Genomic DNA, 26,109 nt, shown 5'->3' with positions numbered 1-26,109 from the left:
CTACAGCCGGGTTGGAGACGGACGGGTCGACTGTACGGCCAGTCGGCGCCGACCCGACAGCGGGTGACGGGCCGTCAGCCGCTCACTGCCCGCGCAGGCGCCGCACGAGGGCCTCGTGGACCACCGGGGGGAGGAGGTGCGAGACGTCACCGCCCCAGGCGGCGACCTCCTTGACCAGGGAGGAGGAGAGGAAGCTGTACGTCGGGTTGGTCGGCACGAAGAGGGTCTCGACGCCCGAGAGGCCGTTGTTCATCTGGGCCATCTGGAGCTCGTAGTCGAAGTCGCTGACCGCGCGCAGGCCCTTGACGATCGCGGGGATGTCACGTTCCTTGCAGAAGTCGACGAGGAGGCCGTGGTGGGACTCGACCTGGACGTTTCCGTAATCGGTCGTCACCTGGCGGATGAGGTCCATCCGCTCTTCGACGGTGAACAGCCCTTTCTTGGACTGATTGATCATCACCGCGACGTGCACGACGTCGTACAACTTGGAGGCGCGGGCGATGATGTCGAGGTGTCCGTTGGTGATGGGGTCGAACGACCCCGGACAGACTGCGCGGCGCAACTGAAGTCCCTCGCTCCCAGGTCCGGTCATCGTGCGTCTTCGCACGGAGAGGCGGCGCGACCGTACCAAAACGTTCCCTCGCCGTAGCGACGGGACCGCAGCGGCTCGAAACCGTCCGGCCAGGGGAATTCCCCGCCTCTGGTGCTGCGCTCCACGGTGACGAGCGCATCGGCCGCGAGCCAGCCCTGAGCGCGGAGTGTGAGGAGTATCTCCCCAAGATCGTCGTCGGCGACGGCGTAGGGCGGGTCGAGGAAGACCACGTCGTACGGCAGTGTCGGCGCCGGTCCCGTCACGATCTGTTCGGCTTTGCCGTGGCGGGGCTCGGCGCCGGGGAGGCCGAGGCCGCGGACGTTCTCCCGCAGGGTGCGGGCGGCCCGGGCGTCGGCCTCCACGAGCAGGGCGTGGGCCGCGCCGCGCGAGAGGGCCTCCAGGCCGACGGCGCCGGAGCCGGCGTACAGGTCGGCGACCCGGATGCCCTCCAGCGTGCCGAGGAGCGCCTCCCACGTGGAGAAGAGGCCCTCGCGCGCCCGGTCGGAGGTGGGGCGGGTGCCCTGGCCCGGGGGCACCGCCAGGCGGCGTCCGCCGGCCACGCCGGCGATCACGCGGGTCATCTCGGTCCTTGTCGTCGTCCCTGGTGGTCTGTGTCTCCACGATATGGGCTCGGCCCGCATCCGCACGGGTCAGCCCTTCTCCAGGAACTCCTCCCGCTCCTTGTCGACCAGCGCGTCGAGCGCCGTGCGCAGCTCCGGCAGGTGCTCCAGGTCCGGGTCGGCGGCGACGACCGCGGCGGCCTCCTCGCGGGCGGCGGCGATGATCTCCTCGTCCTCGATGACGGCGAGCATGCGCAGGCTGGAGCGCGCGCCGGACTGGGCCTGGCCGAGGACGTCGCCCTCGCGGCGCTGTTCGAGGTCGATGCGGGAGAGCTCGAAGCCGTCGAGGGTGGAGGCGACGGCGGCGAGGCGCTGACGCGCCGGGCTGGCCTCGGGCATGTCGGTGACCAGGAGGCACAAGCCGGGGGCGGAGCCCCGGCCGACGCGGCCGCGCAGCTGGTGGAGCTGGGAGACGCCGAAGCGGTCGGCGTCCATGATGACCATGGCGGTGGCGTTCGGGACGTTGACGCCGACCTCGATGACGGTGGTGGCGACCAGGACGTCGGCCTCGCCGGCGGCGAAGCGGCGCATGACGGCGTCCTTGTCGTCGGGCGCCATCCTGCCGTGCAGGACCTCGACGCGCAGTCCGGCGAGCGGGCCCTTGGCGAGCTGGTCGGCGACCTCCAGGACGGCGAGCGGGGGGCGCTTCTCCGCGTCGTCCTCCGGGGACTTCTTCTTGGGCTGATCCTCGTCGTCGCCGATCCGGGGGCAGACGACGTACGCCTGGTGGCCGTTCTCCACCTCCTCGCGCACCCGCTCCCAGGCGCGGGCGAGGAAGTGCGGCTTGTCGGCCGCCGGGACGACGTGGCTGGCGATCGGCGAGCGGCCGGCCGGGAGCTGGTCGAGGACGGAGGTCTCCAGGTCGCCGAAGACGGTCATCGCGACCGTGCGCGGAATGGGCGTGGCGGTCATGACCAGCAGGTGCGGGGGCTGCTTGCCCTTCCCCCGCAGGGCGTCGCGCTGTTCGACGCCGAAGCGGTGCTGCTCGTCGACGACGACCAGGCCCAGGTCGTGGAACTGGACCTTGTCCTCGATCAGCGCGTGGGTGCCGATGACGATGCCCGCCTCGCCGGTGACGAGGTCCAGCAGCGCCTGGCGGCGGGCGGCGGCGCCCATGGAGCCGGTGAGCAGCACGACCTTGGTGCCCTGGTCCGAGCCGCCCAGCATCCCCCCTTCGGCGAGGTCGCCCATCATCTCCGTGACGGACCGGTGGTGCTGCTGGGCGAGGACCTCGGTGGGGGCGAGCATGGCCGCCTGGCCGCCCGCGTCGACGACGGCGAGCATGGCGCGCAGGGCGACCATCGTGTTGTGCGTGACAGTGAAGTTGTCTGTGACGTACGCGTGGCTCGGGTGGGCGACGCTGATGCACTGGACTGGCTTTCTGCCCACGTATTCGACAGCGCGGACACCTCGACGGAAGGTGTTGTACTTCGGTCGAGGTGTCATTCGGTCCGCCTTGCGAGACAGCCTGAACGGCACGTACTCCTCGGGCAACGCCACCGAGACGTTGAAGGCGTCCTTCTTCCGCAGAACCCGTGCGCGCCCTCCCAGGGACCGCACCAGCCACGCCACGTCGTCCGCCAACCTTCGTGATGCCGAGCAGAAGGAAGTGCTCATGCCGTCCGCCTGGAGGGTGCCGTCCGTGTCCATGAGGCCTTGCAGGATCGCGACGCGGTCCTTGATCGATGAGTTCTTGTACGTGTCGGGCACAAACTTCTCGTGCGAGGTCAGGCCCCACAATCCGAGATGGCGCAGGGCATCGATCACGGGATTCCTGGGGGTTCCGCCCCTGGGCGCGGCCATGCGAAGGGTGTAATCGCAGGAAGATCCAGGGACGGGCACCAGGTCACACCCAGGTGCGATCATTGCTCTGACGTCTTCGATGATCTCCTGGTCGAGGCCGGCGAGTCGCAGGTTGTGCCGGAATGATCCGCCTCCCAAAAGGACACCCAGCAAGTAGGGCTCGAGTGGAAGGGTCGCACCGCAGTCGAGGTCCACCGGAGCGGCCACGGGGAGATACCACTTGGATGCGCCGTTGGCCTTGAACATGTCCTCCCGGATTTCTCGGGTGGTCATGACTTTGGGCTGCTGGCCTCGGTGCCATCCGCAGCTCGTACCAACGATCCACAGGTGTTCTTCGTCGCATTCGACGGACGTTCCGTCGGAGAGCACGAGCCGCCAGACGTCTCGCTCGCCTTGTGGGAAGACGCCGTTCACGACGGCGATCTCGCCCGACGGCACCACCACCTCGTCTCCCGAGGAAATCTCGCCCATCTTCCGGAAGCCGCTCGGCGTCAGCACGAGGGCGTCGAGGGGCTGTGCCTTGCCCGAGCCGACCTCTCCCTGGAGGAGGCGGTGCATGGGGTGCTCGGTGGCCAGGTCGTCGAAGATCTCGCGGGAGACCTTCTCCTGGCCCTCGGTGAGGGTGAACGGCAGCCGGGCGTCGAAGGCGTCCAGCAGGCCGCCGGGCGCCGCCTTGCGGGCCACGGCGGGCAGTTGGGTGTCGGCGTACCGGCGGCGGGCGAGGGCGACCTGGAGGACGAACGCCTCGTCCCACTTGAGCCGGTCGCGGGCCTCGGCGACGTCCGCCTTGGTGCGCGGCCGGTGGATCTTGCGCAGGGCGTCCGGCAGGGCGGTGAGCCCGCGGCCCTCGCGGAGCCGGGGCGGCAGCGGGTCGACGGCGTCCGCCGCGCTGGGCAGCACCGCGTCGACCGCCTTGGCGATCTTCCAGGACTCCAGCTTCGTGGTGGCCGGGTAGATCGGGATGAGTGCCCCGGCCCAGCTGTCCACGGCGCTCTCGCCGTCCTCGCCGCGCAGCAGTTCGTACGCGGGGTGGGCGAGCTGCGTCTTGCGGTTGAAGACGGAGACCTTGCCGGCGAACATCGCGCGGGTGCCGGGCAGCAGGTCCTTGTGGGGCTTGTGGACGCCCTTGCCGAAGAAGACCAGCTGGAGGCGGCCGCTGCCGTCGGTGATGGTCACTTCGAGCCGCTGGCCGCGCCCCTTGGCGCTGTTGAAGGTCAGCAGGCGCGCGTCGGCCACGCGGGCCACCACGGTGACGTGCTCGTCCAGCGGCAGGTCGGCGAGTGTGGTGAGCTCGCCGCGCTCCGCGTACCGCCGCGGGTAGTGGTGCAGCAGGTCGCCGACGGTGTGCAGGTCGAGGTGCTCGGCCATCACCTTGGCGGTGGCGGCGCCGAGCTGCTTCTTCAGTGGTTCGTCGAGGGCTGACACGTCTCCCATTGCACACCACACCACTGACAGGCGGGCACACCTGTGGACGGACGCGCTATTCGACGCCGATCAGCAGCAGCGGCGCCTGCGGACCGCCGGAGTAGGTGACCGTGTCGACCGCCAGGTGCGTTTCGCGGACGTGGGCTTCGAGGCGGCCGGCGAGGCAGTCCGGGGCGTCCTCGGCGACGACCAGGGTGACCAGTTCGCCGCCGCCCGAGAGCATGCGGTCCAGGACCGTCTCGGCCGTGGCGGCCACGTCGTGGCCGATGACGGCCACGTCGCCGTCGATGAGGCCGAGGACGTCCCCGGCCTGGCAGACGCCCGCCGAGGTGAACGACTGGTGCTCGGCGACGGCCAGTTCGCCGTAGCGGGTGGCGCCCGCGGCGGCGGTCATCGCGACGACGTCCTCGTCGAAGCGGCGGTCCGGTTCGTGCACGGCGAGGGCGGCGATGCCCTGGACGGCGGCGCGGGTGGGGACGAGCGCGACCCGGATGCCCTGCGCGCGGGCCTGCTCGGCGGCGGCCGCGGCGGTGTGCCGGAGCTCCGCGTCGTTGGGCAGGAGGACCACCTCGCGCGCGTGGGCCCGGCGGATGGCGTCGAGGAGCTCCCCGCTGGCGGGCGGTTCCCCGGGCCGGGCCAGTACGGTCGTCGCGCCCGCCTCGGCGCAGAGCGCCGCGAGGCCCTCGCCGGGCAGGACGGCGACGACGGCGCGCCCCGCGCGCTCGGGCGCCTGCGTGGCCTGCGTACCGAAGTGGGTGATCCGGATCCGGTACGGGCGTCCCGCCTCGACGCCGGCCTCCACGGCCGCGCCCGCGTCGTCGACGTGGACGTGGACGTTCCACAGGCCGTCGCCGCCGACCACGACGAGGGAGTCGCCGAGCGCGTCCAGCCGGCCGCGGAGCCGCGCCACGGCCGTGTCGTCCGCTTCCAGGAGGTAGATGACCTCGAAGGCGGGGCCGCCCGCCGGGCAGGGCTCCGGGTCCGGCACCACGGCCGCCCGGGGGCCGCGTGCGTGCCGCGTGGGCGTCCGCCCCGGCACCCGCTGCCCCGACACCGCCTCGACCAGCGCCCCCAGCACCGCGACCAGCCCGCGCCCGCCCGCGTCGACGACGCCGGCGCGCTCCAGGACGGCGAGCTGCGCGGGCGTGCGCTCCAGCGCCGTACGCGCCCCTTCGTACGCGGCGCGCGCCACCGCCACCACGTCGGCGCCGTCCGGGGCGGCCGCGCCCTCAGCCCCGTCCGCGCCGCCCGGAAGGGTGGAGTCCGCCGCCGCGGAGGCCACGCTCAGGATCGTGCCCTCGACCGGGTGGGCCACGGCCTGCCGCGCGGAGGCGGCCGCCCGGCGCAGCGCCCGCGCCAGGTGATCCCCGTCACGGCCCTCGGCCAGCACCTCGCTCATGCCGCGCAGCAGCTGCGCCAGGATCGTCCCGGAGTTGCCGCGCGCCCCGATGAGCGCGCCGTGCGCCATGGCCCGTACGGCATCGCCGAAGTCGGGCGCGGCGATCGCGGTGAAGACGGCGTCCACCGCCTGGGAGGCGGATTCGACGGTGAGGTAGAGATTGGTGCCGGTGTCCCCGTCCGCGACGGGATAGACGTTGATCGCGTCGATCTCCTCGCGCTCCCGGCCGAGCGCCTGAAGCGCCAGTGAGCACCAGGTACGGACCACGGTGGAGTCGAGGGTCTGCGGCACCGGGGCGGTCCTCCTTGGCTGCGGCCTGGGGCTGCACCGCAGGGTAGACCCCGTCCGGCCCCGGGGGCCCACGCGGGGGCCGGGCGGGCCGTGGTAGTTTCGTTGTACCGAAGCAGCCGTTGTATGCTGCTCCGGTTGCCCGATGAAAATCGGGCCGTTCCCCCGGCAACGCCACTTCAGTCACCCGATCTGATTCCGGCTCGCCGGATTTCACTGTAAGTGCATCTGAAGTCTTTGGAGTGACCCGTGGCTGCCAACTGCGACGTCTGCGGCAAGGGGCCGGGCTTCGGCAACAACATCTCGCACTCGCACCGCCGTACGTCCCGTCGCTGGAACCCGAACATCCAGCGCGTGCGTGCCGTGGTCAGTGGGACGCCGAAGCGGCTCAACGCCTGCACCTCGTGCATCAAGGCCGGCAAGGTCTCGCGCTAATACCGGCGACGTGTCGTCGTAGCGCAGCCTCTGCGGTTGCCTTGAAAAGCCGGTCCACCTCGGTGGACCGGCTTTTTGCCGTACTCCTACGACCGCCAGGTCCACCCGTGGTCGACCGGGCCGATCCCGCCGCCCAGCGCGAACCCGGCGGCGATGGCCCCGGTCACGTACTCCTTCGCGGCCCGTACGGCCTCGGGCACCGCGAGGCCCTTGCCCAGGCCCGCCGCCACCGCCGAGGCGAGCGTGCACCCCGTGCCGTGGGTGTGCCGGTTGTCGTGCCGGGGGGCGCGCAGCCAGTGCTCCTCGGAGCCGTCGGTGAGCAGGTCCACGGCGTCGGCGTCGGCTCCGGGCAGGTGCCCGCCCTTGATCAGCGCCCAGCGCGGCCCGTACTCCAGTACCGCCGCGGCGGCCCGCCGCAGATCGTCCTCGCCCCTGACGGTGACGCCGGTGAGCTGGGCGACCTCGTCCAGGTTCGGTGTCGCCACCGTCGCGACGGGCAGCAGCTTGGTGCGTACGGAGTCGAGGGCCGAGGCCGCCAGCAGGGAGTCCCCGTGCTTGGAGACCCCCACCGGGTCGACGACCACGGGCGCGTCCGTCCCGGCCAGCAGCTCCGCCACCGCCTCCACCAGCGGCGCGGACGCCAGCATGCCGGTCTTCACGGCCTGGACGCCGATGTCGTCCACGACGCTGCGGTACTGGGCGCGTACCGCCTCCACGGGCAGCTCCCAGGCGCCCTGCACGCCCAGGGAGTTCTGGGCGGTGACGGCGGTGATCACGCTCATGCCGTGCACGCCCAGCGCCAGCATGGTCTTCAGGTCGGCCTGGATGCCGGCGCCGCCGCCGGAGTCGGATCCGGCGACGGTCAGGACGTTCGGGAGCGCGCGGGAGGCCCGGGAGGTCACTCGCCCTCCCCGAAGTGGTCCCAGCCGCCCTGGGTGTGCCAGGGCGCGCCGTCGACGGTCACCTGGGGCAGCGCGGAGGGGTTGAGCACCTCGCCGATCACCTTCCAGCGCGCGGGCAGCTTCACGTCCGGCGGGAACGTGGCGACGATCGCGTGGTCCTCGCCTCCGGTGAGGACCCACTGCATGGGGTCGACGCCGACGGCCTGGCCGATGTCGTTCATCTGGGTCGGGATGTCGATGAGCCCGGAACGCAGGTCGATCCGCACCTTGCTGGCCTCGGCGATGTGGCCGAGGTCGGCGATCAGCCCGTCGCTGACGTCGCACATGGCGGTCGCGCCGAGCCCGGCCGCCGCGGGGCCCGCGTGGTAGGGCGGTTCGGGGCGCCGGTGCGCCTCGACGAAGGCGCGCGGGGAGCGGAAGCCGCGCGAGAGGACCGCGTAACCGGCCGCCGACCAGCCGAGCCAGCCGGTGTACGCGACGACGTCGCCGGGCTGCGCGCCGCCGCGGGTGACCGGCTCGTGGTTGCGCAGGTCGCCGAGGGCGGTGATGGAGACGGTGATGGTGTCGCCGCGTACGACGTCGCCGCCGACCACGGCCGCGCCCGCGACCTGGCACTCGTCGCGCAGGCCGTCCATGAGCTCGGTGGGCCAGGTCACCGGGAGTTCGGCGGGGACGACCAGGCCGAGCAGCAGCGCGGTCGGTACGGCGCCCATGGCGGCGATGTCCGCGAGGTTCTGCGCGGCGGCCTTGCGGCCGACGTCGTAGGCGGTGGACCAGTCGCGGCGGAAGTGCCGTCCCTCCAGCAGGATGTCCGTGCTGGCCACCACGCGCCGGTCGGGCGCGGCCACGACCGCGGCGTCGTCGCCCGGCCCGACCCGTACCGCCGGGGTGGAGGTGAGCCGGGAGGTGAGCTCCCTGATGAGCCCGAACTCGCCGAGCTCTCCGACAGTGCCCTTCACCGAGGTTCACCTCTCCATGTCGTCGCGGACGCACCGTGCGACGGGTCGCGACCCGTCATCGCTCTCGGTACCGTCACGTAGGTCAAGTAGACCGTCAACTGTTCCGTGCCTGTACGCCGACCGTGCACGCCACCGGCCGCGCAGGTCTCCCCGCGGCCCGCGGCGACGCGGTACCGTGGCGTCCCTTTCTCTTTCCACAAGATCCTCGTGGCCGCCCTGGAGGTTCCGTGGTTCAGGCGTACATCCTTATTCAGACCGAGGTGGGCAAGGCGTCGGCCGTCGCCGAGACCATCTCCAAGATCCCGGGGGTGATCCAGGCCGAGGACGTCACGGGGCCGTACGACGTGATCGTGCGCGCCCAGGCCGACACGGTCGACGAGCTCGGCCGCATGGTGGTCGCGAAGGTCCAGCAAGTCGAGGGCATCACCCGCACTCTGACCTGTCCGGTCGTGCATCTCTAGCCCCCGTCTACCCTTGGCCGGTGATGTCCTGCCACCGGTCCTTGCCCTCCCCCTCCGCCACCACCGTCCGCACCGCCGTCGCGGCCGTCGCCACGGCCGCCGTCCTGCTGGCCGCCGCGGGCTGTTCCGCCTTCGGCGACGACGCCGGGCCGTCGGTCGCGGTTCCCCGCCCGACGGCGGAGGAGGCGGCCGTCTGCCGGGCGCTGGACAAGGAGCTGCCCGCGACCGTCGCCGGACTGGACCGGAGCGATCCGGAGCCGGATTCGGAGCTGACCGCCGGATGGGGGGACGGGGCGATCGTACTGCGCTGCGGTGTCCCGCGGCCCGACAGGATGAGCGACCCCCAGGCCAAAGGCGTGGAGGCGGACGGCGTGAACTGGCTGCTGGAGCCGCGCGAGGGCACCGGGCCGCGCTTCACCTCCACGTATCGCCAGGCGTACGTGGAGGTGTCGCTGGACGAGCGGTACGCGCACGACGCCAGCCCGCTGGCGGCGTTCGCCGGGCCGGTGAAGAAGGCCGTCCCGCCGAGCCTGTGAGGGCCCGGGCGGGCGGTCCGGCGGGCCCTACGGGGGTGGCTTTCTAGCGCAGGCCGGTCGAGCGGCTCAGCGCGGCCTGGATCAGCCGGTCGATCAGCTCCTGGTAGCTCACACCGCTCGCCTCCCACATGCGCGGGTACATCGAGATCGGCGTGAAACCGGGCATCGTGTTGATCTCGTTGATGACGAACTCGCCGTCGTCGGTGAGGAAGAAGTCCGCGCGGACCAGTCCCTCGCAGGAGACCGCCTCGAACGCGGCGATCGCGAGCCGCTGGACCTCGGCGGTCTGCTCCGGGGTGATCGGGGCGGGCACCACGCCGGAGGCCGAGTCGATGTACTTGGCCTCGAAGTCGTAGAACTCGTGGTCGGTGACCGGCGGGATCCAGGCGGGCGCGCTGGCGCGCGGGCCGTCCTCGAACTCCAGCACGCCGCACTCGATCTCGCGGCCGGTGAGCAGCGCCTCCACGAGGATCTTGGGGTCGTGGCGCCGGGCCTCCTCGATGGCCTCGTCGAGCCGGGAGGGGTCGTCGACCTTGGTGATGCCGAAGGAGGAGCCGGCCCGGGCGGGCTTCACGAACAGCGGCCAGCCATGCTCGGCGGCGAAGTCGAGGATCCGCGTGCGGGCGGCGGCGGGGTCCTGCGCCCACTCGCGGGGGCGGATCACCTCGTAGGGGCCGACGGGCAGCCCGTACGACTGGAACACCCGCTTCATGTACTCCTTGTCCTGGCCGACGGCCGAGGCGAGCACACCGGCGCCGACGTACGGCACTCCGGAGAGTTCCAGCATGCCCTGGAGAGTGCCGTCCTCGCCGTACGGGCCGTGGAGCATGGGGAAGACCACGTCGACGTCGCCGAGCGCCTTGGGCACGGCGCCCGGCTCGCTGTAGACGACCTCGCGGGTGCCGGGGTCGACGGGGAGGACGACCGTGCCCTCGGCCGAGTCGGTGAGGTCGGCGACGCTCGGCAGCGCGCGGTCGGCGATGGCCATCCGCTCCGGCTCGTCGGCGGTCAGCGCCCAGCGGCCGTCGGTGGTGATGCCGATGGGCAGCACGTCGTACTTGCTCCGGTCGATGGCGCGCAGGATGGCGCCGGCGGTGACGACGGAGATGGCGTGCTCGGAGCTGCGGCCGCCGAAGACGACGGCCACGCGCGGCTTGCGCCCGGGGCTGGTGGGGAGGTTCTCGCTGCTCATATCGCGATGAGCGTACCTGCTCCCACCCCTCGCGTCAGCGACCGAGTGGCCGTCTGTTCGGGTCAGCGCCGCTCTGGCTTGGCGGCGCGCGACATCAGCTCCTTGAGGGCGACGATCGGGGGCTTGCCCTCGTGGACGATGCCGACGACGGTCTCGGTGATGGGCATGTCGACGCCGTGGCGCCGGGCCAGATCGAGCACCGACTCACAGGACTTGACGCCTTCGGCGGTCTGCTTGGTGACCGCGATGGTCTCCTCCAGGGTCATGCCCTTGCCCAGGTTGAAGCCGAAGGTGTGGTTGCGGGAGAGGGAGGAGGAGCAGGTGGCGACGAGGTCGCCGAGGCCGGCGAGGCCGGAGAAGGTCAGCGGGTCGGCGCCCATGGCCATGCCGAGGCGGGTGGTCTCGGCGAGGCCGCGGGTGATGAGGGAGCCCTTCGCGTTGTCCCCCAGGCCCATGCCGTCGGCGATGCCGACGGCCAGCCCGATCACGTTCTTCACGGCGCCGCCGAGCTCGCAGCCGATGACGTCGGTGTTGGTGTACGGACGGAAGTACGGGGTGTGGCAGGCGGCCTGGAGGCGCCGGGCGACCGCTTCGTCGCGGCAGGCGACCACGGCGGCGGCCGGCATGCGGGCGACGATCTCCTTGGCGAGGTTCGGGCCGGTGACCACGGCGATCCGGTCCGGGGAGACGTCGGCGACCTCCTCGACGACCTCGCTCATCCGCTTGGCGGTGCCCAGTTCGATGCCCTTCATCAGGGAGACGAGGACCGTGCCGGGGGCCAGCTTGGGGGCCCAGTCGGCGAGGTTGCCGCGGAGGGTCTGGGAGGGGATGGCGAGGACCGTGAAGTCGGCGCCGTGCGCGGCTTCGGCGGGGTCGGTGGTGGCGCGTACGGAGTCGGGGAGCCGGGCGCCCGGGAAGTAGTCCGGGTTGGTGCGGGTGGCGTTGATCGCGTCGGCGACCTCCTGGCGGCGGCCCCACAGGGTCACCTCGCAGCCGGCGTCGGCGAGGACCATGCCGAAGGCCGTGCCCCAGGAGCCGGTTCCGAAGACGGCCGCCTTGACGGGCTGCGTCTTCTCCGGCGCCTCGTCGCGCCCCTTGTCCGCGTGTGTCACTTCGCTTCCTCCCCTGCGGCCCTGCGCCGCTGTTCCAGGCGGGCCTTGCGGTGGTCGTACGGCTGCGCGGGGGCCTTCTCCCCGCGGACCTCCTCCAGCAGGGAGGTGATCGCCGCCATGATGGCCTCGGTCGCCTCGCGCAGCACCTCGGGCGTGGGTTCCCTGTCGTAGAACCGGGTGAGGTCGACGGGCGGCCCGGCCTGCACGATCAGCGTCTTGCGCGGGAAGAGGCGGAGCTTGTTCTCCCTGGCGTACGGCGGCATCGCCAAGTTGGCGCCCCACTGGGCGACCGGGATGACGGGCACCTTGGTCAGCAGGGCGACGCGCGCGGCGCCGGTCTTGCCGGCCATCGGCCACATGTCGGGGTCGCGGGTCAGGGTGCCCTCGGGGTAGAAGGCGACGCACTCGCCGCGCTCGATGGCGGCGACGGCGGCGCGGAAGGCGTCCAGGGCGTTGGTCGTCTCGCGGTAGACGGGGATCTGCCCGGTGCGGCGCAGCATCATGCCGACGAAGGAGCCCTTGAAAAGCCCGACCTTGGCGAGGAAACGCGGAACCCGTCCGGTGTTGTACTGGTAGTGCGCGTACGACAACGGGTCCAGATAGGAGTTGTGGTTGACCGCGGTGATGAATCCGCCCTCGGCCGGAATGTGCTCCATTCCCCGCCAGTCCCGCTTGAACAGAACCACCAACGGTGGTTTTGCGATGACCGCCGCCAGGCGGTACCAGAAGCCGATTCTGCGGCGGGACACTCGGACACCTTCCTCTGGGCTGCTTCGCCGGGGGTCAAGTGTCGCCCCAGGCCCCTGGTCTGTCGAGAACACCGTACGCCCCGCCTCGGACAGCGACCGTCCGGGCTGTGGACAATGGGCGCGATGCGCAAGGACGGAGAGCTCCCCGCGAACACCGCCGGCCCGGCCGGTCCGACCGGCTCCTGGTCCCTGGTCGTGCCGCTCAAACCCCTCCCGCTGGCCAAGAGCAGGCTCGCCGGCGCCGTCGGGCCGATGCTCAGACCCCGGCTCGCGCTGGCGTTCGCGCAGGACACGGTGGCCGCGGCGCTGTCCTGTCCGGCGGTGCGGGATGTGGTGGTCGTCACGGACGACCCCCTGGCGGCGGGGGCGCTGAGCGCGCTGGGGGCGGCCGTGGTGGCGGACGCCCCGGCCGCGGGCCTGAACGCCGCACTGGCGTACGGGGCGGACGCGGCCCGCGCGCGGCGGCCCGGCGCTCCGGTGGCGGCCCTGAACGCGGACCTGCCGGCGCTGCGCCCGGCGGAGCTGTCCCGGGTCCTGGGAATGGCGGGCCAATTCCCGCGGGCATTTCTGGCGGACGCCGCCGAAATCGGCACGACTTTGCTGTCGGCCGCCCCCGGAATGGAATTGCTCCCGGCTTTCGGCGGGGCGTCCAGGCTCCGCCATTTGTCGTCGGGCGCGGTGGAAATTCCGCCGGACGGCGTGACGTCCGTACGCCGGGACGTGGACACCGGCGCGGACCTGCGGGCCGCCCTGGAACTGGGCGTGGGCCCGCACACCGCCGAACTCCGGCCCCTGGGCGAACCCGAACCCGAACCCGCGTAGTGCGGACGGCCGGATAGGCTGCGGTCCATGCAGGCCACCGCGTACACGTACGACCCCGAATCCCGCAGCGGCAGCGTCCTCCTCGACGACGGCACGCCGGTGCCCTTCGCCGCCCCGGCCTTCGACGCCGGCGGCCTGCGGCTGCTGCGTCCGGGGCAGCGGGTGCGGATCGAGACGGAGGGCGAGGGCGAGTCCCTCCGCATCACGCTGATCACGCTGCAGACGTTCTGACGCGCCCCACGACCGACGACGCACCGCGGGCCGGGCTCCCCTTCTTGGGAGCCCGGCCCGGCGCGTGAGGGGCCCGGTGGGCCTGCGGCGCTTACTTGCGCGCGGTGGCGGTCTTCTTGGCGGTGGTCTTGCGGGCCGTCGTCTTCTTGGCGGGGGCCTTCTTCGCGGTGGCCTTCTTCGCCGGCGCGGTCTTCTTGGCGGCGGTGGTCTTCGCCGGGGTCGCCTTCTTGGCCGCCGCCGTGGTGGTCTTCTTGGCGGGGGTGGCCTTCTTCGCGGTGGTCTTCTTCGCGGCGGCCGTGGTCTTCTTCGCCGGGGTCGCCTTCTTGGCGGCCGCCGTCTTCTTCGCCGTGGCGGTGGTGGTCTTCTTGGCGGCGGCCTTCTTGCCCACGGCCTTGGAGATGGTGGGCGGCGCGCCGGAAAGGCTGCCCTTGGGCGCCTTCTTGACCGCCACCTCGCCGCCCTTGGGCAGCTTCTTGGAGCCGCTCACCAGGTCCTTGAAGCCCTGACCTGCGCGGAAGCGCGGAACCGAGGTCTTCTTGACCCGTACGCGCTCACCGGTCTGCGGGTTGCGGGCGTAGCGGGCCGGACGGTCCACCTTCTCGAACGAGCCGAAGCCGGTGACCGAGACACGGTCACCGGCGACCACGGCACGCACGATCGCGTCGAGCACCGCGTCGACGGCATCGGCGGCCTGCTGGCGACCGCCCATCTTGTCGGCAATCGCTTCTACGAGCTGCGCCTTGTTCACGTCTTCCCCTTCGGAGACATTGCCGGAACGAAAGTGTTCAAGCTTTTTCGCACGTTAGGCAGATATATACCGCAAATCAAACACGAAACGGGCTAATCACCCTAGTGCCGCAACGAAGTAGGCGGCTGCGGAGTTCGGAGTGTTAGTCACCTTCAGGGAATCGGCCCTCGTCGAGGTCCTTCATCAACCGGTCCAGGCGCTGTGCGGCGCCTGCGAGATCGTGCTTCGCCGCGGCCGTGATGGCCAACAGCTTCCGGGACAGCGCCATCCTTACGCCCTCCGGGACTTGCAGTGCGCGCACGCGGGTGTGCGCTTCTTTCAGTCGGGCTGCGACGGCCTCGTAGAGCTGGAGTTGGCTGTCGCGTTCCATGCACCGATTGTGCCATCTGGGGCGAGTTGTCGCCTCCGTAGGGGGTAACTGTCGTGCCCCAACGGCCTTTCACCGCTTGCCTGGACGGCATTCGAGTACCCCCCGGTCGGACGCCAAACCCCCTTCATGAGAAGGGAGTTGGGGCACGCCGCGCGGCTCCGGAAGGGCGGGGCGCGCGAGACCGCGACACACGCGGGAGGCGTCAGCCGGATGGCCCCGCGCACGTCATCCTGCTGCCCGGCAACGTCACTTTCACGCCAACCTGACGGAGCCGTCGGAGGTCCGCCGGGGGGCCGCCGGAGGGCACACACGCCGGTGCCCCCGGCCGTCGATCGGCCGGGGGCACCGGAGGGGAGCGCGGAGGACCGGGAGGGTCAGACCGGGAGGGTGCGCGGCTTGTACGCGGGGCGCTTCGCCTCGTACGCCGCGATGTCACCCTCTTCCCGCAGGGTGATGCTGATGTCGTCCAGGCCGTTCAGCAGCCGCCAGCGGGCGTTCTCGTCGAGCTCGAAGTCGGCGACGATGCCCTCGGCGCGCACCTGGCGGTCCTGGAGGTCGACGGTGATCTCCGCCTGCGGGTCCGCCTCGGTGAGCTCCCACAGCGCGTCCACGACCTTCTGGTCGATGACGACCGTGAGCAGGCCGTTCTTCAGCGAGTTGCCGCGGAAGATGTCCGCGAAGCGGGAGGAGATGACGGTCTTGAAGCCGTAGTTCTGCAGCGCCCAGACGGCGTGCTCACGCGAGGAGCCGGTGCCGAAGTCGGGGCCGGCCACCAGGACGGTGGCACCCTGCCGCTCGGGGCGGTTGAGGACGAACTCGGGGTCCTTGCGCCAGGCCTCGAACAGCCCGTCCTCGAAGCCGTCGCGGGTGATCTTCTTCAGCCAGTGCGCCGGGATGATCTGGTCGGTGTCGACGTTGCTGCGGCGCAGCGGAACGGCCCGGCCGGTGTGGGTGGTGAAGGCTTCCATGGTTCTCAGACTCCGGCGGTCGCGGGGGCTTCGGACAGGTCGGCGGGCGAGGCCAGGTGGCCGAGCACGGCGGTGGCGGCGGCGACCTGCGGCGACACCAGGTGGGTGCGGCCGCCCTTGCCCTGCCTGCCCTCGAAGTTGCGGTTGGAGGTGGACGCGGAACGCTCACCGGGCGCGAGTTGGTCGGGGTTCATGCCCAGGCACATGGAGCAGCCCGCGTGCCGCCATTCGGCGCCGGCCTCCTTGAAGACCTTGTCCAGGCCCTCCTCGACGGCCTGCAGGGCCACCCGGACCGAACCGGGGACCACCAGCATCCGTACGCCGTCGGCGACTTTGCGGCCGCCCAGGATGTCGGCGGCGGCGCGCAGGTCCTCGATGCGGCCGTTGGTGCAGGAGCCCACGAAGACGGTGTCGACCTTGATGTCGCGCAGCGCCTGCCCGGCGGTCAGCCCCATGTACTCCAGGGCCTTCTCCGCCGCCAGCCGCTCCGAAGCGTCTTCGTACGAAGCGGGGTCGGGGACCGTCGCCGAAAGCGGCGCACCCTGGCCGGGGTTGGTGCCCCAGGTGACGAACGGGGACAGCTCGGTGGCGTCGATGACGACCTCGGCGTCGAAGACCGCGTCGTCGTCCGTCTTCAGCGTCTTCCAGTAGGCGACCGCCGCGTCCCAGTCCTCGCCCTGCGGGGCGTGCGGGCGGCCCTGGAGGTAGGCGAAGGTGGTCTCGTCCGGGGCGATCATGCCCGCGCGGGCGCCGGCCTCGATCGACATGTTGCAGATGGTCATCCGGGCCTCCATCGAGAGCTTCTCGATGGCGGAGCCGCGGTACTCCAGGACGTAGCCCTGGCCGCCGCCGGTGCCGATCCGGGCGATGATCGCCAGGATCAGGTCCTTGGCGGTGACGCCCTCGGGCAGCTCGCCGTCGACCGTGATCGCCATGGTCTTGGGGCGGGCCATGGGCAGCGTCTGGGTGGCCAGCACGTGCTCGACCTGGGAGGTGCCGATGCCGAACGCCAGAGCGCCGAAGGCGCCGTGCGTGGAGGTGTGGGAGTCACCGCAGACCACCGTGGTGCCCGGCTGGGTCAGGCCCAGCTGCGGTCCCACGACGTGGACGACGCCCTGCTCGACGTCGCCCAGCGGGTGCAGGCGGACCCCGAACTCGGCGCAGTTCTTGCGCAGGGTCTCCAGCTGCGCCCGGGAGACCGGGTCGGCGATGGGCTTGTCGATGTCGAGGGTCGGCGTGTTGTGGTCCTCGGTGGCGATGGTGAGGTCGAGCCGCCGCACCTGCCGGCCGGCCTGGCGCAGCCCCTCGAAGGCCTGGGGGCTGGTCACCTCGTGCAGCAGGTGCAGATCGATGTAGAGCAGGTCGGGCTCGCCTTCGGCGCGCCGGACGACGTGGTCGTCCCAGACCTTCTCCGCGAGAGTCCTACCCATCGCTTTCCCTCCGGCCGGCGTCTTGGGCCGGCACCTCTAGAGATCTGTGGGCCCACGTCCGTACCCCGTTCCACGTGCCGGACGTCGGCTTGGGACCCGTTGGTCCGCGGGCCGTGAGTACAGGGTGGCAAGTTCCCCGGGAAATTGAACTTGCGTTTCACAGAGTGAGACGTGAATATCGTTGCATGGACAACTCTAGCGGCGTCGGCGTTCTCGACAAGGCAGCTCTGGTTCTGAGCGCCCTGGAGTCCGGTCCGGCCACCCTCGCCGGGCTGGTCGCGGCGACCGGGCTCGCACGACCCACGGCACATCGCCTTGCCGTGGCACTGGAACACCACCGGATGGTGGCGAGGGACATGCAGGGCCGGTTCATCCTCGGACCGCGGCTGGCGGAGCTCGCCGCCGCGGCCGGTGAGGACCGCCTGCTGGCCACGGCCGGACCGGTACTGACTCATCTGCGTGACGTGACCGGGGAGAGCGCGCAGCTCTACCGGCGCCAGGGCGACATGCGCATCTGCGTCGCCGCGGCGGAGCGGCTGTCCGGATTGCGGGACACCGTGCCGGTCGGCTCCACGCTCACCATGAAGGCCGGCTCCTCGGCCCAGATCCTCATGGCCTGGGAGGAGCCGGAGCGGCTGCACCGCGGCCTTCAGGGCGCCCGCTTCACGGCGACGGCACTGTCGGGCGTACGGCGCCGTGGCTGGGCCCAGTCGATCGGCGAGCGGGAGCCGGGCGTGGCGTCCGTCTCCGCGCCCGTGCGGGGCCCGTCGAACCGCGTGGTGGCCGCCGTGTCCGTCTCGGGCCCGATCGAGCGTCTGACGCGCCACCCAGGGCGTATGCACGCCCAGGCCGTCATCGACGCCGCCGCCCGGCTGACCGAGGCGCTGCGCCGCTCCGGCTGACCCTGCTTCCCTCTCCTGCCCCATCGCTTCAACGCCGCAGCGGTGGGGAGGAGTTGTCCCTCCGCATCCGGAAAACGAGGAAGCCCTCCCCTGCTGGGGAGGGCTTCCTCTATGCGTACCCCCGACCGGATTCGAACCGGCGCTACCGCCTTGAGAGGGCGGCGTGCTAGGCCGCTACACAACGGGGGCAAGATCTGTACGCTGTACGATCCGCTGGCCTACCTGGACTCGAACCAAGACTAACTGAACCAGAATCAGTCGTGCTGCCAATTACACCATAGGCCACTGGTGGTTTAGACCAGTTGGTACCCCCGACCGGATTCGAACCGGCGCTACCGCCTTGAGAGGGCGGCGTGCTAGGCCGCTACACAACGGGGGCCCTAGCGATCCTGCGTCTCGTGATCATCGGGTGCGACCCTGATGATCACGCGGGAAGGATCTGTACCCCCGACCGGATTCGAACCGGCGCTACTGCCTTGAGAGGGCAGCGTGCTAGGCCGCTACACAACGGGGGCTTTGCAGATGAAGCTCTGCGAGCTGGCCTACCTGGACTCGAACCAAGACTAACTGAACCAGAATCAGTCGTGCTGCCAATTACACCATAGGCCACCAAAACTCAACCCCCTTGCGAGGGTTTTGTTCGGGTTACGCTCCGGGGCTTCGGGCTTTTCGGCCCGCTCCCCTCGGCGCAGGAAGAACATTACCCGAAGGTGTCCTGGGCTCCAAAACGGGTATCGCCGCGCAGCCGCCGCAGCAGCCCGGGGAGCTGGTCGAGCCCGGTGATCCTGATCAGCTCGGGCCGCCCGCCGACCCCCGTACGGTCCAGCCATATGCCCTTCAGGCCCGCCTCGACGGCGCCCCGGGCGTCGATGTCGGGCTGGTCCCCCACGTACGCCACCTCCTCGGGCGGCAGGTTCATGACGTCGCAGGCGGCATGGAAGGCCTCGGGCGCGGGCTTGGCGACGCCCAGCTCGGCCGCGCACAGCAGCGCCTCGAACCGGTCGCGTACGCCCAGGGCCCGCAGCTTGCGGTCCTGGTTGTGGATGCTGGAGTTCGACAGGACGGCGTGGCGGTAGCCCGCCGCCAGGACGTCCAGCACGGGCAGGGTGTCCGGGAAGAGCACCCAGGCGGCCTCGTAGTGCCGCAGGTACCGCGCGAACCACTCGTCGGCCTCGGCGTCGCTCAGCGGCCGCCGTACGAAGTCGCGCACCCGGTCCCGGCGCTGGTCCTCGAAGGCCACGCCGCCGGCCTCGAAGCGGCGCCAGTGATGGGTGGTGAGCTCCTTCCAACGGCTGAGGGCCTGGTCGACGGAGTCGTATCCGTCCACCAGGCCCTCGGCCTTCAGGTGGTGCAGCATTCCGGCGCGGTCGGCGCTGGCGTAGTCGAAGATCGTGTCGTCGATGTCCCAGAGGACCGCGCGGATCGGCATGGTCCCGACGGTACCGCCGGGACGGGGTCAGCCGCCGAGCTTCGCCAGAGCCGCGTCGATGCGGGCCAGGGTGCGGTCCTTGCCGAGGATCTCCAGGGACTCGAAGAGCGGCAGGCCGACCGTGCGGCCGGTGACCGCGACGCGGACCGGGGCCTGGGCCTTGCCGAGCTTGAGGCCGTGCTCCTCGCCGGCGGCGAGGACGGCTTCCTTGAGGGACTCCGGGATGGTCCAGTCCGCCGCCTCCAGCTTGGCGCGGGCCGTGCGCAGCAGGGCGTCGGAGCCCTCCTTCATGGCCTTCTGCCAGGACGCCTCGTCCTCGACGGGCTCCGGGAGGAAGAGGAAGTCGACGTTCTGCGTGATCTCGGAAAGCACGGTCAGACGGGTCTGGGCGTGCGGCGCGATGGCCTCCCAGGCCGCGCGGTCGAAGTCCTCGGGGGCCCAGGGGGCGTGCGGGGCGCGCAGCCACGGCTCGCAGGCCTCGGCGAACGCCTTCACGTCCAGGCGGCGGATGTGGTCGGCGTTGATCGCCTCGGCCTTCTTCAGGTCGAAGCGGGCCGGGTTGGCGTTGACGTCCGCGATGTCGAACTTCTGGACCATCTCGGGGATGGTGAAGACGTCCTGGTCGGCGGAGAAGGACCAGCCGAGGAGCGAGAGGTAGTTCAGCAGACCCTCGGGGAGGAAGCCGCGCTCCCGGTAGAGGTTCAGCGAGGCCTGCGGGTCGCGCTTGGAGAGCTTCTTGTTGCCCTCGCCCATGACGTACGGCAGGTGGCCGAAGGCGGGGATCTCCTTGGCGATGCCCAGCTCGATCAGCGCCTTGTAAAGGGCGATCTGGCGCGGGGTGGAGGAGAGCAGGTCCTCGCCGCGCAGGACGTGGGTGATCTCCATCAGCGCGTCGTCGACGGGGTTGACGAGCGTGTAGAGGGGGGCGCCGTTGGCGCGGACGATGCCGTAGTCCGGGACGTTCTCCGGGGTGAAGGTGAGCTCGCCGCGGACCAGGTCGGTGAAGGTGATCGGCTCGTCGGGCATCCGGAAGCGGACGATCGACTCGCGGCCCTCCGCTTCGTACGCCGCCTTCTGCTCGGCGGTGAGGTCGCGGCAGGTGCCGTCGTAACCGGAGGGCTTGCCGGCGGCGCGGGCGGCCTCGCGGCGCTCGTCGAGCTCCGTGGCGGTGCAGTAGCAGCGGTACGCGTAACCGCCGGCGAGCAGCTTGTCGGCGACGTCCTTGTAGATGTCCATGCGCTGCGACTGGCGGTACGGCGCGTGGGGGCCGCCGACCTCGGGGCCCTCGTCCCAGTCGAGGCCGAGCCAGCGCAGGGAGTCGAGGAGCTGCTGGTACGACTCCTCGGAGTCGCGCGCCGCGTCCGTGTCCTCGATGCGGAAGACCATGGTGCCCTGGTGGTGCCGGGCGAAGGCCCAGTTGAACAGGGCGGTGCGGACCAGGCCCACGTGGGGGTTGCCGGTCGGGGAGGGACAGAAACGTACGCGGACGTCTGCGTTAGCCACGCTTGATCACCTTGTTGGTGAGAGTGCCGATGCCTTCGATGGTGACGGCGACCTCGTCGCCGACGTTGAGCGGTCCGACTCCGGCCGGAGTGCCCGTGAGGATGACGTCGCCGGGGAGCAGCGTCATGGCCTCGGTGATGTGGACGACGAGGTCCTCGACGGAGCGGATCATGTCGCTCGTACGACCCAGCTGGCGCTGTTCGCCGTTGACCGTGCACTGGATCGTGAGGTCGCCCGGGTCGAGGTCGGTCTCCACCCAGGGGCCCAGCGGGCAGGAGGTGTCGAAGCCCTTGGCGCGGGCCCACTGCTTCTCGCGCTGCTGGACGTCGCGCGCGGTGACGTCGTTGGCGCAGGTGTAGCCGAAGACGACGTCCTTGACGCGCTCGCGCGGGACCTCGCGGCACATGCGGCCGATCACGACGGCGAGCTCCGCCTCGTGGTGGAGCTCGTTCGAGAAGGTGGGGTACTCGATGGCGTCGCCGGAGCCGATCACCGAGGTGGTGGGCTTGAAGAAGGCGACGGGTACGTCTGGGACCTCGTTGCCGAGCTCCGCGGCGTGCTCCGCGTAGTTGCGGCCGATGGCCACGACCTTGTTCGGGAGGACGGGCGGCAGGAGGCGGACCTTGCTCAGCGGGACCTTGGTCCCGCTGAGTTCGAAGTCCCCGTACGGAATACCCTTGATGATGTCGAGGACGAGACCGCCCCCGGTGCCGGGGGCGGGGTCGCCCTCGACCGCGCCGAAGGCGACATTGCCGTCGATGGAGAACCTGGCGATGCGCACGGGATGCCGTGCCCCTTACTTCCGCTGGTGACTGGAGTCTGACGCTCCAGGCTAACGCGGGAGGCGCGGCCGACCTGCCGGGATTACCGCGCGGCGGGGACCGGGGCGTCCATCAAGGTCGTGCGCCGCGGGTTGGCGGTGCTGGCGGGGAGGTCCGTCGTGTGCTCCGGCTTCGCGCCCTGAGTGAGTTCACCGGCGTCGTCCAAGTGCGCCAGGGTGGTGCGGCGGGGGTTGGCGATGGAGCGGAAGGTCATCGTCGTCTTCATCGGTGGTGTCGGACCTCGGGTCGGGGATGGACAGAGCGGCTGACTATGTAAAGCGTCAGGCTAAACATTCGATTCCCCGCCCATAGCGGTAAGAGGCACCGATCTATATGTGAGTTTGCTCACGACACCAGGGACAATCCGGACCTTTCAGGCCGCCGGTTGGACCAGTGAAAACGGACATTGCGCACGTGAAGCGCTCATTCCGCTCCTGATCATGGCGACTAGGACACCCCCTGCCCGTAAGCGACTCGTCCACCGAAGTCCGTTTCCTCCCCTAACAGCCTCCACGTACGGTGAGGGCCCACGCACACTGCGCGACCGGGTCGGGGGTGGGTACCGTCGCCCTTGTTGGAGTTCCGGCACTGTGCTGGAATTCCACGCACCGCCGCGGGAATCAGACCGGCGCGCAGCGGCGCAACGCAGCGCCGAAGCGGCGGCGGGAAGGGGATCTGCGCCGGTCACTCACGACCACCATGGAGCGCGACTCGCGCTCCACGACGCCGACACCGTCCTGTCCGTTCACGCGGAGGGACGCCTGGTCCAGAGGTTGCGACGCTAGTGCAGGGACGTTTCAAGAGGGATGGCATGGGGTCTCCCCCGGCCCGCAAGGGCCGAGGGGAAGCTGCGGCGGAGCAGGAGCCGCGCGGCGGGACCGACCGCGGCTCCTCACCCCAGCGCACCCAGAACCCCGGACAGGCGGCCGCCGGTGACGGCGCCGGCCGTACCGGGCGCGGAAGTGCCGCACCGGGCGGCTCCGAGTCCCCGGCGACCCCGAAGGCCAAGGGTGCCAAGGGCATCAAGGGCGCCAAGGGCACCCGGGGCAAGAGCGCCGGGCCGAGCGACGCCGGCTCCCGAATAGCCCTGCGCAACTGGCGCATCAGCACCCGTCTCGTCTCCCTGCTCGCCCTGCCCGTGGTCGCCGCGACCACGCTGGGTGGACTCCGTATCAACGAGTCCATGAACGACATGGAGCAGCTGGATCACATGCAGCTGCTCACCAAGCTCACCAAAGAGGCGACCGACCTCGCCCAGGCGCTCCAGGAGGAGCGCGACCTGACGGCGGGCCCGCTCGCCAACCGCACCGACGCGGACGGTCCGGTCAGCTCGGACTACAAGATCACCGAGAAGCGGAAGACGGCCGACCTCGCGCAGAAGGCCTTCCTGGACGCCACCGAGGAGATCGGTGACACCCAGGACGACGAGGCCCTGCAGTCGATCCGGTCCAACGTGAACCAGATCGCCACCCAGGTGATCACCCTCGGGGACATCCGCAAGGACGCCTACAAGGACGGCGTGCAGCACTCGCAGACGGTCGAGCGCTACAGCCGGCTGATCGAGTCGCTGCTGAGCCTCTCCCAGGACATGGCCCAGGCGACCAGCAACCCCGACATGATCAAGCGCACGCGTGCGCTGGCGGCGTTCTCGTCCGCCAAGGAGTACGCGTCCATCCAGCGCGCGATCATCGCCGCCGCGCTGCCCAAGAGCGACCGGGAGAAGGGCAACCTCAACCCGAACGACCGCCTCTACGGTCAGGCCGCCCGCAGCAACGAGCGCGCGGCCCTCCAGTCGTTCCAGGCGATCTACTCGTCCTCCGGCGGCGACGCCACGGACCTGCTGGCCCCGCTCAACACCGGCAACCCCAACATCGTCGAGGCCGACAAGTACGCGGACCGCGTGCTGAACGACGCCAGCGGCATGGAGACCCAGCCGCCGCGCGGTTACCTGGACTGGACCGACGAGTACGACTCGAAGATCCAGGCCATGAAGCGCATCGAGTTCCAGCTGCTGGGCGAGATGGACACCAAGGCCCGTGAGCTGCGCCAGGAGGAGCAGCGCGACGCCATCATCAACGGTGCGCTCATCCTGCTCGTCCTCGGCGTCTCGCTGATCGGCGCCTTCGTGGTGGCCCGCTCCATGATCCGCTCGCTGCGCCGCCTCCAGGACACCGCGACCAAGGTCGCCCAGGAGCGCCTGCCCGAGCTGGTCAAGCAGCTGTCCGAGTCCGACCCGCAGGACGTGGACACGTCCGTGGAGTCGGTCGGTGTGCACTCCCGGGACGAGATCGGCCAGGTGGCCGCGGCCTTCGACGACGTCCACCGCGAGGCGGTCCGCCTCGCCGCCGAGCAGGCCCTGCTGCGGGGCAACGTCAACGCGATGTTCACCAACCTCTCGCGCCGCTCCCAGGGTCTGATCCAGCGTCAGCTGTCGCTCATCTCCGAGCTGGAGTCGCGCGAGGCCGACCCGGACCAGCTGTCCTCGCTGTTCAAGCTCGACCACCTCGCCACGCGTATGCGCCGTAACGGTGAGAACCTGCTCGTTCTCGCCGGTGAGGAGCCGGGCCGCCGGTGGACGCGGCCCGTCCCGCTCGTCGACGTCCTCCGCGCCGCCGCGTCCGAGGTGGAGCAGTACGAGCGCATCGAGCTCTCCTCCGTCCCGGCGACCGAGGTCGCGGGCCGCGTCGTCAACGACCTCGTGCACCTCCTCGCCGAGCTGCTGGAGAACGCCACGTCGTTCTCCTCGCCGCAGACCAAGGTGCGCGTCACCGGTCACGCCCTGCCCGACGGGCGCGTGCTCGTCGAGATCCACGACACCGGCATCGGCCTCTCCCCCGAGGACCTCGCCGCGATCAACGAGCGACTGGCGTCGCCGCCCACCGTGGACGTGTCGGTCTCCCGGCGCATGGGTCTGTTCGTGGTCGGCCGCCTGTCCCTGCGCCACGGCATCCGCATCCAGCTGCGGCCGTCCGACTCGGGCGGTACGACGGCACTGGTCATGCTCCCCGTCGACGTCGCCCAGGGCGGCAAGCTGCCGGGCAAGCCGGGCCAGGGCGGTCCCGGTGGCCCCGGCGGCCAGGGCGCGATGCCGCAGGGTCCGGCCGGCGGCCGGGCGGGCCTGCCCGGCGGCCCGGGTGCGGCCGGTGGCGGCCGTCCCGGACTGGGCGGTGGCCAGGGCGGTCCCGCCACGGGTCTCGGCGCCGGCGCCGGTGCCGCGCGCGGTCAGGTGGGCGCGGGCTCCGCGGGACGGACGGCGCTGCCGGGTCAGCCCGGTCAGCCCGGGGGTCAGCAGCCGGCGCGACAGGGGCAGCAGGGCAAGCACGGCCGCCCCGGCCAGCCGCAGCAGCAGTCCCAGCCGCAGTCGCAGCAGCCGCAGCAGTCGGCCCAGCAGCAGGACCCGCAGCGTCAGGACGCCGGGCTCGCGGGCTCCTTCAACGGTGCCGGCAACGCCGCGCCCTCGGGCATCCCGACCCGCTCGGACGTCTGGCAGAACAGCCAGGCGAAGTCCCCGCAGGCAGGCGGCCCCCAGCAGGGCTCCGGCAACCAGCACCAGCAGCAGGGCCAGCAGGCCGGGCAGCAGCAGGGCCAGCCCTCCGGCCGGCGCCGCCAGCAGCCGCTGCCCGGGTCCGCCGGCGGTCCGCGCGCCGAGCTGCCCGGCGGCTCCCCGCAGCAGCAGCAGTCCCAGCAGGCACGGCAGCCCCAGCAGCAGCAGCCGCAGCGCTCCGCGCGCCCGCAGACCACCAGCTGGGGCAGCGACCAGGGCTCCGTGCCCCCGCAGCAGCAGCGCACCACCCCGCTGGACGCGCCGCGCGGTCACGAGGAGCCCGAGGCCACCGGCCAGTACGCGCTGCCGCCCTCCCCGCAGTCCGGGGACGGCCGCACGCCGCTGTACGACACGCTGGAGACCAACTGGTTCCACGGTGCCGGGCAGCAGGACGGCCGCCAGGCCCAGCCGGGCGGTCACCAGGCCCAGCAGCAGTCCCAGCACCAGCAGCCGCAGCAGCAGCAGCAAGACCGGTTCGCCGCGCTCGACCAGACGGTCCCCGTCCCGGTCGTACCGCAGCAGCCGGCCCAGCAGCAGCGCGCGGCCGCCCGGCCGGACGCGGCCACCACGGCCGCCTGGCGCACGTCCCCCAACGACGAGCTGGTGCGCCAGGCCGAGCGGGTCCGCAAGCCCGCGGCCGGCGGCGTCACCACGTCCGGTCTGCCCAAGCGGGTCCCGCGCGCCAACCTGGTGCCGGGCACCGCACAGGAGCAGCCGCACCAGTCCGGTCCGCAGGTCTCGCGCGCGCCCGACGACGTGCGCGGCCGGCTGACCAACCTCCGCCGGGGCATCCAGCAGGGCCGCCAGGCAGGCGGCTCGACGACTGGCAGCTTCAATATCGGCCCCACCAACCCGCAGGAGCGTTAGT

At 71.3% G+C, this 26,109-nt stretch carries 24 protein-coding genes and 5 tRNA genes; 7 read left to right on the top strand and 22 right to left on the bottom strand.

The annotated features are described in order from the left end of the window. Positions 1 to 82: 82 nt before the first annotated feature. The 4 genes from coaD to ACIRNI_RS02310 form a co-directional block, all read right to left on the bottom strand. Positions 83 to 562, bottom strand: coding sequence for a pantetheine-phosphate adenylyltransferase (coaD, locus tag ACIRNI_RS02325; protein ID WP_403547552.1), 480 nt, complete (start codon positions 560 to 562; stop codon positions 83 to 85). 26 nt (positions 563 to 588) lie between these two features. Next, on the bottom strand, positions 589 to 1,173 hold the full coding sequence (gene rsmD, locus ACIRNI_RS02320; protein WP_403547550.1) for a 16S rRNA (guanine(966)-N(2))-methyltransferase RsmD: 585 nt from the start codon (positions 1,171 to 1,173) through the stop codon (positions 589 to 591). Between the two features lie 69 nt (positions 1,174 to 1,242). Continuing rightward, positions 1,243 to 4,449: a helicase-related protein gene (locus tag ACIRNI_RS02315; RefSeq protein WP_403547548.1), complete on the bottom strand. Its 3,207-nt coding sequence runs from the start codon at positions 4,447 to 4,449 to the stop codon at positions 1,243 to 1,245. Positions 4,450 to 4,495: 46 nt separating this feature from the next. After that, a complete protein-coding gene (locus tag ACIRNI_RS02310; protein WP_403547546.1) occupies positions 4,496 to 6,130 on the bottom strand; it encodes a DAK2 domain-containing protein in 1,635 nt (544 codons plus the stop codon). Between the two features lie 246 nt (positions 6,131 to 6,376). Here ACIRNI_RS02310 and rpmB point away from each other — a divergent pair, with 246 nt between their 5' ends. Continuing rightward, positions 6,377 to 6,562 (top strand): 50S ribosomal protein L28, encoded by a 186-nt coding sequence (rpmB, locus tag ACIRNI_RS02305; RefSeq protein WP_064070327.1) that lies wholly within the window; start codon positions 6,377 to 6,379, stop codon positions 6,560 to 6,562. 86 nt (positions 6,563 to 6,648) lie between these two features. Here rpmB and thiD read toward each other — a convergent pair whose 3' ends face one another. Together thiD and ACIRNI_RS02295 are read right to left on the bottom strand one after the other, a co-directional pair. Next, positions 6,649 to 7,464 carry a bifunctional hydroxymethylpyrimidine kinase/phosphomethylpyrimidine kinase gene (gene thiD, locus ACIRNI_RS02300; RefSeq protein WP_403547544.1) on the bottom strand — a complete coding sequence of 272 codons (816 nt, stop codon included), beginning with the start codon at positions 7,462 to 7,464 and terminating at the stop codon, positions 6,649 to 6,651. Further along, complete coding sequence (locus ACIRNI_RS02295) at positions 7,461 to 8,423, bottom strand: thiamine-phosphate kinase (RefSeq protein ID WP_355356306.1); 963 nt, start codon at positions 8,421 to 8,423, stop codon at positions 7,461 to 7,463. The genes thiD and ACIRNI_RS02295 overlap by 4 nt, the downstream gene beginning before the upstream one ends. A gap of 227 nt (positions 8,424 to 8,650) precedes the next feature. On the opposite strand from ACIRNI_RS02295, the gene ACIRNI_RS02290 reads away from it, so the two are divergent. Next, entirely contained in the window at positions 8,651 to 8,884 is a 234-nt protein-coding gene (locus ACIRNI_RS02290) for an Lrp/AsnC ligand binding domain-containing protein (protein ID WP_355356308.1), read from the top strand. Between the two features lie 23 nt (positions 8,885 to 8,907). Next, on the top strand, positions 8,908 to 9,420 hold the full coding sequence (locus ACIRNI_RS02285) for a DUF3515 domain-containing protein (RefSeq protein WP_403547542.1): 513 nt from the start codon (positions 8,908 to 8,910) through the stop codon (positions 9,418 to 9,420). A 43-nt stretch (positions 9,421 to 9,463) separates the two neighbouring features. Here the strand turns inward: ACIRNI_RS02285 and ACIRNI_RS02280 are convergent, their stop codons facing one another. From ACIRNI_RS02280 to ACIRNI_RS02270, 3 genes are all read right to left on the bottom strand, one after another. After that, positions 9,464 to 10,612 (bottom strand): D-alanine--D-alanine ligase family protein, encoded by a 1,149-nt coding sequence (locus ACIRNI_RS02280; protein WP_403547540.1) that lies wholly within the window; start codon positions 10,610 to 10,612, stop codon positions 9,464 to 9,466. A 62-nt stretch (positions 10,613 to 10,674) separates the two neighbouring features. Then, the gene (locus tag ACIRNI_RS02275) at positions 10,675 to 11,724 is read right to left on the bottom strand and encodes an NAD(P)H-dependent glycerol-3-phosphate dehydrogenase (RefSeq protein WP_403547538.1); all 1,050 of its coding nucleotides are present in this window, start codon (positions 11,722 to 11,724) and stop codon (positions 10,675 to 10,677) included. Further along, positions 11,721 to 12,473: a lysophospholipid acyltransferase family protein gene (locus ACIRNI_RS02270; RefSeq protein WP_403547536.1), complete on the bottom strand. Its 753-nt coding sequence runs from the start codon at positions 12,471 to 12,473 to the stop codon at positions 11,721 to 11,723. The genes ACIRNI_RS02275 and ACIRNI_RS02270 overlap by 4 nt, the downstream gene beginning before the upstream one ends. A gap of 123 nt (positions 12,474 to 12,596) precedes the next feature. On the opposite strand from ACIRNI_RS02270, the gene cofC reads away from it, so the two are divergent. Together cofC and ACIRNI_RS02260 are read left to right on the top strand one after the other, a co-directional pair. Beyond that, positions 12,597 to 13,295, top strand: a complete 699-nt coding sequence (gene cofC / locus ACIRNI_RS02265; protein WP_403547535.1) for a 2-phospho-L-lactate guanylyltransferase — start codon at positions 12,597 to 12,599, stop codon at positions 13,293 to 13,295. A 27-nt stretch (positions 13,296 to 13,322) separates the two neighbouring features. Continuing rightward, positions 13,323 to 13,526: a hypothetical protein gene (locus ACIRNI_RS02260; protein ID WP_355356320.1), complete on the top strand. Its 204-nt coding sequence runs from the start codon at positions 13,323 to 13,325 to the stop codon at positions 13,524 to 13,526. Between the two features lie 91 nt (positions 13,527 to 13,617). On the opposite strand, the gene ACIRNI_RS02255 is transcribed toward ACIRNI_RS02260, so the two are convergent. From ACIRNI_RS02255 to leuC, 4 genes are all read right to left on the bottom strand, one after another. Continuing rightward, entirely contained in the window at positions 13,618 to 14,274 is a 657-nt protein-coding gene (locus ACIRNI_RS02255; RefSeq protein WP_403547533.1) for an HU family DNA-binding protein, read from the bottom strand. Between the two features lie 142 nt (positions 14,275 to 14,416). Further along, positions 14,417 to 14,644, bottom strand: coding sequence for a hypothetical protein (locus ACIRNI_RS02250; protein WP_361428138.1), 228 nt, complete (start codon positions 14,642 to 14,644; stop codon positions 14,417 to 14,419). A 374-nt stretch (positions 14,645 to 15,018) separates the two neighbouring features. Then, positions 15,019 to 15,612: a 3-isopropylmalate dehydratase small subunit gene (leuD, locus tag ACIRNI_RS02245; RefSeq protein ID WP_403547531.1), complete on the bottom strand. Its 594-nt coding sequence runs from the start codon at positions 15,610 to 15,612 to the stop codon at positions 15,019 to 15,021. A 5-nt stretch (positions 15,613 to 15,617) separates the two neighbouring features. Further along, positions 15,618 to 17,042: a 3-isopropylmalate dehydratase large subunit gene (gene leuC / locus ACIRNI_RS02240; protein WP_355356328.1), complete on the bottom strand. Its 1,425-nt coding sequence runs from the start codon at positions 17,040 to 17,042 to the stop codon at positions 15,618 to 15,620. A 185-nt stretch (positions 17,043 to 17,227) separates the two neighbouring features. On the opposite strand from leuC, the gene ndgR reads away from it, so the two are divergent. Continuing rightward, positions 17,228 to 17,944 carry an IclR family transcriptional regulator NdgR gene (gene ndgR, locus ACIRNI_RS02235; RefSeq protein ID WP_355356330.1) on the top strand — a complete coding sequence of 239 codons (717 nt, stop codon included), beginning with the start codon at positions 17,228 to 17,230 and terminating at the stop codon, positions 17,942 to 17,944. Between the two features lie 116 nt (positions 17,945 to 18,060). Here the strand turns inward: ndgR and ACIRNI_RS02230 are convergent. The 9 genes from ACIRNI_RS02230 to ACIRNI_RS02190 all read right to left on the bottom strand — a co-directional run bounded on the left by ACIRNI_RS02230 (position 18,061) and on the right by ACIRNI_RS02190 (position 21,923). Continuing rightward, a tRNA-Glu gene (locus ACIRNI_RS02230) sits at positions 18,061 to 18,133 on the bottom strand. 24 nt (positions 18,134 to 18,157) lie between these two features. Continuing rightward, positions 18,158 to 18,229 (bottom strand) — tRNA-Gln (locus ACIRNI_RS02225). A gap of 18 nt (positions 18,230 to 18,247) precedes the next feature. After that, positions 18,248 to 18,323: transfer RNA gene (locus tag ACIRNI_RS02220), tRNA-Glu, on the bottom strand. A gap of 63 nt (positions 18,324 to 18,386) precedes the next feature. Continuing rightward, positions 18,387 to 18,459: transfer RNA gene (locus ACIRNI_RS02215), tRNA-Glu, on the bottom strand. 22 nt (positions 18,460 to 18,481) lie between these two features. Beyond that, positions 18,482 to 18,553: transfer RNA gene (locus ACIRNI_RS02210), tRNA-Gln, on the bottom strand. Positions 18,554 to 18,644: 91 nt separating this feature from the next. After that, positions 18,645 to 19,373, bottom strand: a complete 729-nt coding sequence (locus ACIRNI_RS02205; protein WP_355356332.1) for an HAD family hydrolase — start codon at positions 19,371 to 19,373, stop codon at positions 18,645 to 18,647. 27 nt (positions 19,374 to 19,400) lie between these two features. Then, on the bottom strand, positions 19,401 to 20,876 hold the full coding sequence (gltX, locus tag ACIRNI_RS02200) for a glutamate--tRNA ligase (protein WP_403547529.1): 1,476 nt from the start codon (positions 20,874 to 20,876) through the stop codon (positions 19,401 to 19,403). Next, complete coding sequence (locus tag ACIRNI_RS02195) at positions 20,869 to 21,657, bottom strand: fumarylacetoacetate hydrolase family protein (protein ID WP_403547527.1); 789 nt, start codon at positions 21,655 to 21,657, stop codon at positions 20,869 to 20,871. The genes gltX and ACIRNI_RS02195 overlap by 8 nt, the downstream gene beginning before the upstream one ends. Before the next feature lie 83 nt (positions 21,658 to 21,740). Next, complete coding sequence (locus tag ACIRNI_RS02190) at positions 21,741 to 21,923, bottom strand: hypothetical protein (protein ID WP_355356338.1); 183 nt, start codon at positions 21,921 to 21,923, stop codon at positions 21,741 to 21,743. Positions 21,924 to 22,508: 585 nt separating this feature from the next. On the opposite strand from ACIRNI_RS02190, the gene ACIRNI_RS02185 reads away from it, so the two are divergent. Further along, positions 22,509 to 26,108: a nitrate- and nitrite sensing domain-containing protein gene (locus ACIRNI_RS02185; RefSeq protein ID WP_403547525.1), complete on the top strand. Its 3,600-nt coding sequence runs from the start codon at positions 22,509 to 22,511 to the stop codon at positions 26,106 to 26,108. Position 26,109: the final 1 nt, after the last annotated feature.

The sequence above is a fragment of the Streptomyces sp. NPDC093546 genome (genome assembly GCF_044765045.1).
Taxonomy (GTDB): domain Bacteria; phylum Actinomycetota; class Actinomycetes; order Streptomycetales; family Streptomycetaceae; genus Streptomyces.
The sequence above is the reverse complement of the archived record's forward strand: the minus strand, read 5'-3'. Positions and strand labels throughout refer to the sequence as shown.